General features: G+C 40.2%; 10 protein-coding genes, 1 tRNA gene, 1 other RNA gene and 1 pseudogene. 4 read left to right on the top strand and 9 right to left on the bottom strand.

All coding sequences use genetic code 11. From position 1 onward, the window contains the following. Positions 1-48: 48 nt before the first annotated feature. The 3 genes and pseudogenes from ACXAGQ_RS11815 to ACXAGQ_RS11805 all read left to right on the top strand — a co-directional run. Positions 49-333 (top strand): annotated as a pseudogene (locus tag ACXAGQ_RS11815) (transposase); the annotation flags it as partial. A 63-nt stretch (positions 334-396) separates the two neighbouring features. After that, the gene (locus ACXAGQ_RS11810; RefSeq protein WP_317524941.1) at positions 397-555 is read left to right on the top strand and encodes a hypothetical protein; all 159 of its coding nucleotides are present in this window, start codon (positions 397-399) and stop codon (positions 553-555) included. Continuing rightward, entirely contained in the window at positions 555-1,397 is an 843-nt protein-coding gene (locus tag ACXAGQ_RS11805; protein ID WP_475254734.1) for an IS3 family transposase, read from the top strand. The genes ACXAGQ_RS11810 and ACXAGQ_RS11805 overlap by 1 nt, the downstream gene beginning before the upstream one ends. Positions 1,398-1,451: 54 nt before the next feature. Here the strand turns inward: ACXAGQ_RS11805 and ACXAGQ_RS11800 are convergent. The 3 genes from ACXAGQ_RS11800 to ACXAGQ_RS11790 form a co-directional block, all read right to left on the bottom strand. Next, positions 1,452-1,580, bottom strand: a non-coding RNA gene (locus ACXAGQ_RS11800) — RtT sRNA. Between the two features lie 46 nt (positions 1,581-1,626). Continuing rightward, positions 1,627-1,717: transfer RNA gene (locus tag ACXAGQ_RS11795), tRNA-Ser, on the bottom strand. A 405-nt stretch (positions 1,718-2,122) separates the two neighbouring features. Then, entirely contained in the window at positions 2,123-3,565 is a 1,443-nt protein-coding gene (locus ACXAGQ_RS11790) for an SEFIR domain-containing protein (protein WP_475254042.1), read from the bottom strand. A gap of 203 nt (positions 3,566-3,768) precedes the next feature. Between ACXAGQ_RS11790 and ACXAGQ_RS11785 the strand changes: the two genes are divergently transcribed. Then, the gene (locus tag ACXAGQ_RS11785) at positions 3,769-4,200 is read left to right on the top strand and encodes a hypothetical protein (protein WP_475254041.1); all 432 of its coding nucleotides are present in this window, start codon (positions 3,769-3,771) and stop codon (positions 4,198-4,200) included. 129 nt (positions 4,201-4,329) lie between these two features. Here the strand turns inward: ACXAGQ_RS11785 and ACXAGQ_RS11780 are convergent, their stop codons facing one another. The 6 genes from ACXAGQ_RS11780 to ACXAGQ_RS11755 form a co-directional block, all read right to left on the bottom strand. After that, a complete protein-coding gene (locus ACXAGQ_RS11780; RefSeq protein WP_475254040.1) occupies positions 4,330-4,686 on the bottom strand; it encodes a hypothetical protein in 357 nt (118 codons plus the stop codon). A gap of 10 nt (positions 4,687-4,696) precedes the next feature. Further along, entirely contained in the window at positions 4,697-7,078 is a 2,382-nt protein-coding gene (locus ACXAGQ_RS11775) for a hypothetical protein (RefSeq protein WP_475254039.1), read from the bottom strand. 238 nt (positions 7,079-7,316) lie between these two features. Then, positions 7,317-8,060 carry a hypothetical protein gene (locus ACXAGQ_RS11770; RefSeq protein ID WP_475254038.1) on the bottom strand — a complete coding sequence of 248 codons (744 nt, stop codon included), beginning with the start codon at positions 8,058-8,060 and terminating at the stop codon, positions 7,317-7,319. A gap of 552 nt (positions 8,061-8,612) precedes the next feature. Then, the gene (locus ACXAGQ_RS11765; RefSeq protein WP_475254037.1) at positions 8,613-10,577 is read right to left on the bottom strand and encodes a hypothetical protein; all 1,965 of its coding nucleotides are present in this window, start codon (positions 10,575-10,577) and stop codon (positions 8,613-8,615) included. 876 nt (positions 10,578-11,453) lie between these two features. After that, a complete protein-coding gene (locus ACXAGQ_RS11760) occupies positions 11,454-12,095 on the bottom strand; it encodes a hypothetical protein (protein WP_475254036.1) in 642 nt (213 codons plus the stop codon). Between the two features lie 34 nt (positions 12,096-12,129). Then, positions 12,130-12,567 carry a hypothetical protein gene (locus tag ACXAGQ_RS11755; protein ID WP_475254035.1) on the bottom strand — a complete coding sequence of 146 codons (438 nt, stop codon included), beginning with the start codon at positions 12,565-12,567 and terminating at the stop codon, positions 12,130-12,132. Between the last annotated feature and the right edge of the window lie 225 nt (positions 12,568-12,792).

Raw genomic sequence — 12,792 nt, 5'->3', positions numbered from 1 at the left:
TTGAACTGACCCCCAATAGTTGGACAACCAATTATTGGGGGTCTTTTTATGTCCAAATACAGTCGCGATTTCAAGTGTGCTATTGCCAAGAAATGCTTAAGTAGCGAGTCATCTCACAGCCTAGCTAAACAACATTCCATCTCTTCGAGCCAAATTAGGTACTGGGCACAAGTCTTTTCTATACATGGCAATCGTTCATTTTTACGCGCAACTCAGGCGCCGACAAGCCAATCCAAGTTAGCAGCATTGAAACTAATGTGGACGAATAACTGGTCTATCGCGCACACTAGTGCTGTCTTAAATCTTTCGTCCCCTGGAATACTCTCTGTTTGGCTCAAGCGGTATAACCAGCAAGGTATTAAAGGGCTCGAATCGCACCCTAAAGGAAGGCCTCCTATGAAACAGCAACCTCAGCCTGCATCCAAGCCAGATAGTGAAATGACTCTTGAGGAATTAAGAGAAGAACTCGCCTACTTACGGGCTGAGAATGCTGTTCTAAAAAAGCTGGAAGAGTTGGAGCAGGAGAAGAACCGTCGAACAAAGAAAAAACGGTAATCGCTCTAACTCTCAAAAACAAGTACCCACTGAAGCACTTACTTCGTGCTCTCAATCTTGCAAGAAGCGTATTTTATTATCAGGTGAAAGCGAGTAAGTGTCCTGATAGCTATGAGAATGAAAGGCAACTGGTACAGTCAATTTATCACGAGCATAAGGGCAGATATGGTTATCGACGAATTTACCTAGAACTAAGGAAGCGTAATATCATGCTGAATCATAAGACAGTTCAAAAGCTTATGGCCCAGCTAAGCCTCAAGTCGACGGTAAGGCCCAAGAAGTATCGCTCATATCGTGGTGAGTGTGGAAATATTGCCCCTAATGTTCTTGAAAGAGATTTTAGTGCGACCAAGCCAGATGAAAAGTGGGTTACAGATGTGACAGAGTTTAAAGTCAAAGGACAGAAAGTGTATCTATCACCAGTGGTGGACTTGTTTACTCGAGAGGGTATTACCTATAAAGTCGCGAAAAATGCTAGCTTACCGTTGGTTACTGATATGCTTGCGGAAGCGATTTCAAAACTAAAACCAGAGTCAAAGCCAATCATACATAGTGATCAGGGGTGGCAGTATCGCCATCGAGCTTATCAGAAGCAAATGCGTGATAATGGGTTAGTACAAAGTATGTCGAGAAAGGGCAATTGCTTAGATAATGCTGTCGCTGAAAACTTCTTTGCCCTGCTTAAGACAGAGATGTATCACAATCGAAATTTTGAAGATGCGAATGACTTGATAGAGCAGATTAAAGAATACATCAAGTACTACAATACAAAGCGTATCAAAGCGAAACTAAAAGGCCTGACTCCGATAGAGTATCGAAATCAGGCCTTGAAAGCCGCTTAACAGAAATGTCCAACTTTACGGGGTCACTTCAATTTAAGCTGGCTTTTTTGAATGTGGCGGAGAGATAGGGATTTACTTCGCCCTACGGGCCGTTGCTTTACTACGCCTTCGGCTAGCAACGTTGTCTCGCTACGCTCGGCTGAACCCTGTCTAGGTTCTTCACCCTATCACTTTCTTTGCCAAGCTATAGATGTAAAAAAGCCAGCAGTTAAGCTGGCTTTTTTGAATGTGGCGGAGAGATAGGGATTTGAACCCTAGATACGCTACAAACGTATGCCGGTTTTCAAGACCGGTGCTTTCAACCACTCAGCCATCTCTCCGAATTGTATCACCGCAAAGGATGATGGCGGTGAGGGAGGGATTCGAACCCTCGATTCTATAGCCTCTAGCTCGTACATACTCGCTCGGTCTATAGGAGTCACTCTACCTTCATAAAACAATGATTTAGCTCTAGTCGCTTATCATGCTTAATGTAAGTTCTCACTTAAGAACGGGACGGATTGTACCTAGGTTTGTACCTCATTACTAGAGCTGTTTTCACTCATTTGAATCAACTGATTAGAAAGTAGTTATGATGCACTAAACTTACCCACATTTAGCAGAAGGGAGTTTAAAAGGTTTAGGAGTCCCGTTTCCTTTTGAGTAACTTCAATCTGCCTCACAGTGTATCTAGGGACTCCAAACAACTTCACTTCCTACTACATGAACTAGAGCTAAGAGTTTGCCTACTTGATTGTATCCAAGTTTTCTAAGTTCATCAGCTCATCAAAATCAGGGGCATGAAAGAACGTTCTAGAGTAAGACTGTTGCATTCCTTCAAGCATAGTCTTCACTTTATCTCTTAACTCATCTCCTGTTGAGATACCAGTAACAGTTGCCAATTTCTTAAAGTTCTTATGTTGTGCAGCCCTAACAAAGAACGGGAACTTTTCATAATGCACGGCGTAATGAAGAGTTGCTGGATACCATCTTACCTGCCTTACTAATGACATCATGAAGGTTAATGTCTCTGCTTGAGTAACATCTTTAAAAGTAATATCTGCTCTATCTGCTTGCATCTTTATCAACTCAGCAGCAGGAGAGTATAAGTTCTCATTAGGTCTCAATACCTCTTGTAGTGCTTCTGAGTGGCCATAGAAACAGCTAAAGCTCTCAAAATCAGTCCCTCGCTGCACTCTTTCAGGAGGAGCCATATAACTTGAAATGTAAAGTTCATTTAGGGTCTCGTAGCATCGAGCCTTGATTAAAGCTGCAACCACATAGAGGAATGTTTCGTATAAGAAAACGGATGGAGCTTCACTCCACCTATCACTCCACACGTTCATTTCTGTTGGTTTAGTCTTTAGCTCCCTTAACCTTTCAAGCAACCCAATTATCTCTTCAGATAACTCATTTTCAGGTAGAGTCCCTGCTTCTAACAGTACCCAGTCACATATCTGGTTCCTAACTACTTTTAGTTTCCCGCAGTCTTCTAGCACTTTCTGCCCAAAGTTATTCGTGTCAGGTCTTTCTTTGACTCTCATCTCATCAGCATAATCAACACATGCATTGAAAAAATCATCTCGATACATCCTAAGACCTTTCTTGTCTTGAAGGACTGCTTGCTTTAGAGATTCAAACTTAGCTCTTGCTTCATTAGCTGGAAGAGGAACATCACTAGTTATGTATGAAGGTACAGAGCCCTTCTTAGGCTTCACATGAAGAGGTTTACTATAGAGCAGTCTTATTAGCTGCTCCCAATTTTCATTGGCTGCTTCTGGAGTCGAGAAGTTGATACCTATTCGAGCATTCATAAAGACAGGAGCTACAGGCTCACCATCATCACCAAACTCACATAAGATTGGTATGAACTTACTTTGCTTAACTTTCGAGTAGACCTCACTTGAGATGATAGTTGACTCAGTACCAACACCTTTTGCTCTAGCATTAGCCTTCTCAGTGTACTTGGCATCACAGACAACAAGTACATGAGTTACTTCTTCATCAGTAACCATACTCTCCATGAAAGCATACTTATCATCACCTTCATTCAAGTCATAGATATCAAGTATTACATCTACACCATCCTGAATAAGCCTGTCAGCCCAATACTTCACCATCTCCTGATGATGAGTACTAGACCAACTGTATGATATGAAGACCTTTGGTTGTGCTAGTTCTTGAGTCATCACTTCAATTCCTAAATCAATTACATGTGACCCAACATCTTACAATGAATCTAATAGCATAAGTATGATGGTTGTCTACAAGAGTGAAATTTGACTCATAGCTCTTTCCTCAAAGTAGCTCCATCGTCACAGTTCAAGCAAAAATATTGATATAGATTATTAAGTTAACTCTAGTTTTGACTCGTATGCATAAGGAAAGGTAAATGCCAATAACTGAGGTTAGCCAGATAATTTCCAACATATCTAATGCAATAAACATCAGTAACGCTCTAGTACAAACAAAGAGTGACTATGACAATGCTCATCTTAAGCAAGAGCTACTAAAACTAACTGATGCATTACATGAAGCCAAGATACAGATACGTAACTTGGATGATGAATTATATGAGAAAGATAAACTCATTAAAGAGCTTCAAGATAAGTTAGGTGCTTCTGATGAAGTAGTAAGCTACTTGGGAGCTATATACAGGTTAGACGAGAATGGAAAGCCAGTAGGTACTCCCTTCTGCCCTACCTGTTGGGCTACAGACACTAAGCTAATCCCTCTTAGTGACTCCGGCTTAAGAAATATGCCTCTACATATATGTGGTAAATGTAAGTCAACTGTAGACAAGAGAAAGTCCCCTACACTGTAAAATGCATTAAGAAGGAACAGAGAGGCTGCACTGAAGAATAAGCGAGAGTTATCCTAGACCTCCACAAGTACAAGTAATTGATGTAACCATTCATAGGAGCCTATAGCCCAGGCTGTAAGCTCCTCCCTTCTACGGCTTTGCTATCAAAGGTTCATCATGTTTAGCTCCTACAGCAGAATAGAAGCCAGCTGCTGAATAGTCTCCTTTCTTTATCACCTTGTACACAGTGCTATAGATAGTAATGAATGAGTTGATAGGCATCTCTGTAATACTCTTGAATGACATAGTAGCAGGAGTCCTCTCACCCCTTCTTAGGGCTTGTAGTTCCTCCCCATCTCTAGGCAATGGAGTTACATTGATTGGCATTGGCTCACTCAAGCCTCCATCTACCCATAGGTTGTTATCATCATAATACCCATCTACTACATGCTGGATAGTAGCTTGTGTCGTTGTATGCCTTGTAAAGGCTCTTCTCATATTAATCATTGGTATGCCCTCAAAGACCAGTTCTTGCTACACCATCTTGTTGCAACATAACTTCAACTTCTGCATCAGAGCTTTTGTTAATAGTTACAGTTGCTGCGCTAGGTGTTGGCCACATCTGTTGTGCAGGGAAGTAACTCTTCATTTCACTAACAGTGTTCTTGTATCCGGTTGACTTGACTTGTTCAAGTGTTGTACGAGCTTGGTTCTTCTTACGTTCGTAGTCATCATGGTCACGGACTAAGTCCATGTATGATGCACCTTCTGGAAGCATCTCTACTTGAGAGGAAGGAATTTTAGATATAGAGCCATCGGCATTCCTACCTTTCTCTGTCCAGACCTTCTTGCCGCCTCCTGTCCTGCCTTTAGCAGTTCTTTCAACAGACAAGGCATTAGGCTTATCTTTAGACCATCCATAATTGATACCTAAGTAACCTTCTCTTTGGCTTATTAGACTAGAAGGGGTGTTTGACTCATCAGTGGAACTAGATGCACTAGATGCACTAGATGCTGGAATGACTTTAGATGAAGTTGAGCCTAGCGGTAATGTAGGTAAGCCAGCAGCCTCTAAGTCTTCATTGATAGGGATAATGAGGTTTTCTCGTAGCCAGATATTGCTTGATTCATAGTCTTTCTTTAATGAAGATAAAAACCCTTCTTCCTCTGACTCAGGATTAGGGGTTGGCTCAGGATTGGATTCAGGGTTTAGCTCTTTCAGCAAGTCCCTGACAGCTCCTTCAAACTTAGCTATCTCCTCCCCTAAATCATCAAGGTTCTTAGCAACAGTATCATTGCTCTTTATAGACTCATTGATAGGCTCTAGAAGCTCAGAGCTTCTAGCTGCTACGTCTAGCATTGCATCTTTAGCAATCCTTACAGCATCAGTGTTCTCTACAAATGCAGATGCTAAGCTACCTGCTCTTTCAGCTTCTTCATCCCTCCCTTCAGCTTGCTCAATCTTTTGCTGTATCTGTTCACGAGTTCCCTCTGTCCATCCCTCAGCCATTGAAGGAAGACTTTCAAAACCCATGAGTTGAGCCGAGCCTACAATTTGGTCTTCTGTGTATCCTTGAGACTTCATCCTCTCAACAGTGACAGATAGTAGCTCTGCTGGATTATCCCCATACTGCTCAATGTCACTGTAATCAATGGCACCTCTTGAACCACTAACCATCTGGGTAGCTAATGAGAAGTTACCTACAGACATTCCAGCTTTAGCTGACCTAATACTCTCAAAATCAGATTGAGCATCATTTGCTAATGCTCCAGCCTCCCTCATTGCTGATGTATTAGCTCTCATCTCATAGAAGTTTGAACCAAACTTCTCAGCATAGCCTTGCTCTTGAGCTAGCTCACTGTATCCCTCTCTTACAGCTAAAGATGCAGCTCCGGCAAATAAGCCTCCTTGAACACCACCTCTTACAAATCCAGCCATAGCAGCAGGTACAGCTGTTGATGCAACAGATAGCAATCTTGCTACACCTCCTGTAACCATATTACCTAGAACAGCCGTTCCATTCCCTCTCAGTAAGTTTCTAGTGAGAGCTTCAATGTTTGTATTAGGAGAGCCAGATGAAGGAGTCCCAGATGTGCTAGGAGAGCCTGTAGCTCCTTGGTCTTCTACAGAGCTAGCTACTTTCTCAAATCCCTCTTCAATGGCTTCTACAATAGATTCCTTGAGAGATGAGGATGAAGAAGAGCCTTCAAGTAATTCCTGAGCATGAGACTCACCTAAGCTCTCTCTTAAGCTGCTCTCTCTTTCATGTAGTAAAGATGCAGGCTCGTTAATGTTGCTTAGAGCTGGTGGAGCATCATTAGTTATGTCTGTAGTATTAAATGAAGTAGGTGATACGGGTGATACAGATGATGCATTTGATACAGATGCTACCTCTACATTCCTAGCTGTATTATCAGTTGAGTGATTATAACTGCTCAGGTTATTAGGGTTACTCAGGTTACTTGGGTTACTAGGATGGCTCAATACAGCATAAGCAGATGAATGATGTGAAGGGCTAGCTTCTTGTACATTGTCTGAGCTAATAGCTTCATTTACTGCATAAGCCAAAGGAGACTTAGTAAAGGGGAGAGGCTCTGTACTTCCTACATCAGCCTCATGAGTTACACCCTGAGCCTTGTAGAAAGCTTCTGGTAGGATTTTGGATACATCCTCTAGTCTCTCTGTACTGCTTAGAAGCTTAACTAATACTTCTTGTAACTTATCTTCAATATTACTTATATCCTCATCCCTAGATGGATTAGTAAGAGGACTAATATAAGATTGAAGGGCTACTTGAGAGCTGTATGTATATAGCTCTTTATTCAGCTCCTTAATATCCCTTCCCTTTACCTGATGAATAATATCTCTCAAGCCGTTATTCTCGTTTGTTTCTTCCATAGTCTTTCCTTTGCTTTATTTAGATGAGATTAATCCATAGATAACCTGTGAATTAAGCCTGAAATCAATTCTCAGGGCATAAAACAGAAAACTCACCCAATCATATTAATGGATAATAAAATGAGCTGAGATTGCCGGAGAATCGCCAGAATAGGCATTATTTGCCACGGTTAATCCTGACCTTAAATATACAGGCCAGAGGTCTTTATATGAATAAATAGATTGATATACATAAGCATTAAAAATGAATGCCATGCTTGTTATTACATTCTTGATAATAGGCTCTAATCTTACTCCTAGCTGAGTGTAGTCTTCGTTTACTAGCCTCTTTACTAATATGAGAGATAATATGTGGCTTATCTGACACATCTCTTTCCTCTAGCTCATCTAGTACAGAGAAGCTATCTAATGTACGGTCAAACTTATATCTTTCAGTTATTTCTTTAACGAGGCTCCATACATTATGTATCTCATATGTATTAGAGTATGAGTGAGATTTTTGTATTTTATTACATGCTTCTCTCAACAAGTTAGCCTCTAAGTATTCTAGCTGCTCCTTCTGCTTGTAGCTTAAAGCTCTATTGTTCCTGACAGCATGATGTAATGAGTTGTATGAGCCTTCTTTTAACTTTTCATCTAGAAGCTCTTTAGCTAATGCATATGAATAAGATTTGAAGAACTTAATGAGTGAGGAATGAAGCTTCTTATCTTCATTTAACCTAGACTCTCCTTTCAAATTAAAGAGAGATGATGAGATTGAGTGCTGCTTATTTTTAGTTAGATAAAAAATATAGAAGGAACATACTTGACTAGAGTTATCTGGATTACTATCTAGATTTAATAGTATATCTACAGCTGGCTGACTATTCTTACTTATCAGCTTCTTTGTTAATGCTGGTGGTAGAACATCTAGATTGATATGTTTTATCTTGTATCTGCTTTTATATTTAGTATTAGTTACGTTATTAGCTTGCTTCTTCATTCAGGTATTTCTCCAGAATAGTTACAATATGATAAGTGTTTGAGAGAGTGTTTGAGAGAGTGTTTGAGAGAGTGTTTGAGAGAGTGTTATGAGAGAGAGCCTATTAATAAGCAATAAGGCTCTCTACAGTGCTAGGGTTTACTAAGGGTTTACTAAGGGTTTAGGGTATGTGCTGGAATGAGTTATTCAGTGTGTTTGTAGTAGTAGGTGTAATTGTAGATTTATGAGGATGTACAAGGGATAAATAAAGAATAGGTACAGAATACATGATATTAAATAACCTCAAATAAATGCTATATTGGTATGGCGTTCTATTTAATGTGGATTTCTTACAACGCATAAATTATCCAATTAATTCATTACCTTGCAGTATTATTAGCTCCTTATTTTCTCCTCGCCCAATCCCCTATTCGCCTTCTATTCCCTCCCCCATTCTAAATAACAGTGAGCTTCTTCACTCCTAAAGCACATTTCAGAGTACACCTGTTAGCTTAACTATAGGCATACTCTTTCCACGTACATCTGTTAGCTGAATACAAAGGGAGCTTAAAGCTATGCAGCTAGGAAAGCATCTTTAAGGCTTGATGTCCCTACAAGGGTAGAAGCCTCTTCTTGTACCTTACGCTTCTTACTAGGCTTGATGAGCTTATGCTCTAGGAGGTAAGCATAAAACTCTTTCTTCCACTGTGTGGCTGTTTGAGCAGTAATACCATGCTTCTCATACAACTCACTCATAGGTACGCCTTTAGGCTTGTTAGCTTTATCAATGAAGAAAGCTACAGCCTTATCTAGCTTGTTGCTCTTACTGTTGTAATGAGATTCATTGTTAGCCACAAATGAGTGAGATACATCCACTTCAATGAGGTCAGCATCAAACTTACCTTCTAGATACTTCACATACTCCATATCAGGGACAATGAATGTAATAGGCTCTAGCTCATCTACTTCATCCTTGAGCCTTCTCTCAATAGAATGCTCCATCGTTTTAAGTTGCTCAATCTCCCCATTAACAACCTCAAACTTATGATTTTCTGTAGCTACAGGTACATCTACATACTCTTCATTCATCCTGATAGCAGTCCTAGCTAAGCACTGATAACAAGGCTCATACATCCTTTCTGAGTAAAGAGCTTTAACAATGGCATTAGGGTTTAGAGCTGTATCCTCTGCATAAAACTTAACTACTGTTTCCTCATGTCTTGTTGGCCTCAATGTAGCTACAAATGCAGCCTTTCTATACTCAGTGAATGAGTTAAGCCCATGTACAGCAGTAGATAGCAAATGAACATTCTTACCTCTCACATCAATGAAAGGACTACTCATATTCTCTTTGTTTACAAACATTAAGTAATCTTGTTGTAAGTGCTTCTCTACAAACTTATGAAGCAACTCATCCACTGTTAGATTCTGCATTGAGCTGATGCCATATGATGAAGGAGCACAAGATGAGGATAAGCAAGGATTAGCTTCTGCTTCTAGGCTTTTGTAGCTGGTGGTATTTGTCTTTAGCCCTTTAGTTACTAGAGACTTTCTCAATGTAGAAGATAGCTGCCCACCATTTAGGAATGGGATAACCTTGATAGGCTTCTTATGTACTTGAGGCAATACACCTGCAAGCCTTGTATCCTTGATAACCTCATACTCTGGATAGCTAGATAACAAGTAGCCTACAACACTGCTATGAAATGATGCTGTTAGGAGGTATAGCTTCTTACAGCTATCTAGGATGGAGAAGAACTTTCTGTAATCAAGAGCCTGAAACATATGAAGTAAGCCTACCTCTTCCCTATGTACAGTCTTATACATAACATCTGCATAAGGATGATGAACAAGGTAATTAAGCACATCTATCCCATCTTGTGACAGCATCCCTCCACCTGTCTTTTCATGAACAAGAAGCATATGCTCTACTTCATCTTTCTTATCATCCTTCAATCTTACTGATGAATAAGCAGAGCCAGCGATAGCCTCTACATGAAGATAGTCCATGAGTGAAATGAAACCTGCTTCTACAGCCACTTCTGGCAATGAGCAGTTAATGACCTTACCTAAGTCACTAGAAGGAAGTTCATCCATAATGATGGTAACTCCCTGTAGGAGCTTAGGGTCAATGCGTGATAAAGCTGAATGAGTACAGAAGATAACTCCCTTATACCTCGTGTTAGCTTCTTCTCTTGTATGAAGTAGATTACTTAAAGCCATAACAGGGCTTTCTTCAATGAGGTTATAGCTTCTAGCAATGCTGCTATCTGATGTAAGAAGCCTACAAGCTACAGAGTGCATCTTGTTATGAGATGATAAGTTCTTATGGAAGTTAACGTAGCTTTGCTCTGATAGCCTGTTAGTAAGAGATGCAAACACAATAGTAGGCATCTTAGCTGGTGGAGTATTGGTGAGTGTAGAAGCTAGCTTATCTAGAGTAGACTTTGTTTTGCCTCCTCCACATCTGCTACTTACTAGGTGAATAGGCTTACGTGTATTTTGATTGGGATTGATTACTGGTTTGATTGCTGTCATAGAGTTATTGCTCATAGATAAATGCTAAACAACTCCTATGCATCATGCTTATATGTAGATGATGAGCCATAGGAATATAAATTATTTACTAGAACAATGATTGAACTCTACTAGATGCGGCATAATACCTAGCAATGAATAATTAAGAACTAGATGTGAATAACCGAGTTACCCGTCATTGAGAAACCATTATATCTTAATATTGACGAAATCATAATATTTAGACGAAAAATTAGATTATTTTTCTGGATGTGAAAATTTTAAAGACGTCCTAAAAGACTATTAGTACCACTTTAATATTTTGAAATTCACCTCATTCACCCTCACTCATCCTCATCCACAGAATTAAGCCTAAAATCAATTCTCAGGGCTATTTCACATTATCCATATGATTAATCGAATTAGCCATAAAACCCTTTCAGAATGGCTATTTAGCCGCTAATTTTGGCCATCTCAGCCACAATTTACAGGCTTAAGCTGGTGGCTAAATTTGAGGAGAATGAGGCTTGAGTCTATCCATCTGTAGGAGAGAATAAGGCTGTAGGAGTTACAGCCTGGGCTCTTAAATGAAAGCGTCCAACGTCTAGCCATGACCTCTCAAAGAGAGGACAGCCGCTAGAGGGATGGATGCAGGAATAAGCAAGAATAAACACATAGAATAATTAATCTCACTCATTCCTTACAATGAATAACAAATGAATTGTTACGCATCACTCCTCTTTGGGATTAATAACCCTACTAAATACCAACCTGCAATAAAGAGTAATACAGGAGGAAAGTAGAAAGCTATAACAACAGCCAATATAGTTAGGATGAATGAAAGAGCAAAGAAGAACATCCCTTTAATATAATGAAGCGGCTTCTTTATTATTCCCATCACTCCCTCCATTGATACCTGTTAGAAGAAGTGTTGTATTCAAAAGTAATAACTTTATAGTGCTCTACCTCATATACATCCTTATGTATGTAGTCAGCTAAACATAACACCATATCTCCATACATAGGCTGCCAATGTCTTAAGCCTTTATACTGAACAGGGTAGTCCTGAGCAAAGTCCTTGGCTACATGCTCACATTGACCTTTCACAGCAGCTTGCTTCTTCTCTTGTTCAGCAGCCTTTCTTTCTTGCTCTTTAGCATGAGCTACACCCTCTGGAGACTTAAGCCACTCTTCATGCTCCTTAGCCTTTCTAGCCTTTTCCTGCTCAAGAAGCTCCTGCTCTCTGGCTCTTATCTTTGCCTCATAATCCCTATCAGCCCTAGCCTCCATCAGTGCAATGCAGCTCATTACCTTCTGATTGTTTTTACACTCAGGGTATCTTTCCAGCCTCGCTTTATCTTCATCTGACCAGAACATAGTAGAGCTAAACGATGCACCTTCAGTGGCCTCATGAACTACAGAGCACCCACTCATTACAGCAATACTCATCAAAGCCACAAGCGTAGCTTTAAGAGGGATAGCCTTATTACTTGCTTTATTGTTTGCCTTGCCGTTATTACTACTCTCACTGCCTTTCATTTACTCATCTACCTGTAATCTTGATAAGAGCTTCTTATATGATTGAAGCTTCTTGGTTTCTGTTAGCCTGTACAGACTCAAAGCTACTTCTCATAAGCTGAGCTACGTTAGCTTCATCCATATTCTTTAAAGCCCCATCTAATGATGTAAGCTCTTTCACATACATATGGTCTATGTACATAGCTAGGTCTTTAGCGAATGCTGGAGCTACTAACAGGTATAAGGTGTTAGCATCCTCTCCATATGGGTTCATTGGCTTAATGCTGCTCCAGTCTTCCCTCCCATCAATGGAAACAATTGGAGCTAGTTCAATGACAGATACATCCTTCCCATTAGAGTCATTAGCCTCATGTACACCTAACACTCGTAACTGAGCATCCTTAGCATTAGCTGTGATAGCTAGAAGGTCTGCTACCGCCTTACATAGAGCTTCTTTCATCAGAACATCTTTAAGACTTAGTGTGTTGCCCATTGCTTATTCCTCACATGTATTTATCCATTCATGCATCTAACCTATGTCGTGCTGGCACATTGAGGAGATGCTTTCCCCCTACAACTAAGGGCTCTACGTTCAAGGAAGTTAGCCTCATTAGAGGCTTGCTTCCCTGCATCTCCTCAGCCAGCACACATAGCATTCTCATGAACATGAAAGAGCCAAAGAGATAAGAACAAAGAGCTATGAACAAAGAGCTAGGGA

The organism is Photobacterium sp. ABD4_091, assembly GCF_056160145.1.
This window is presented reverse-complemented; position numbering and strand designations above follow the sequence as displayed.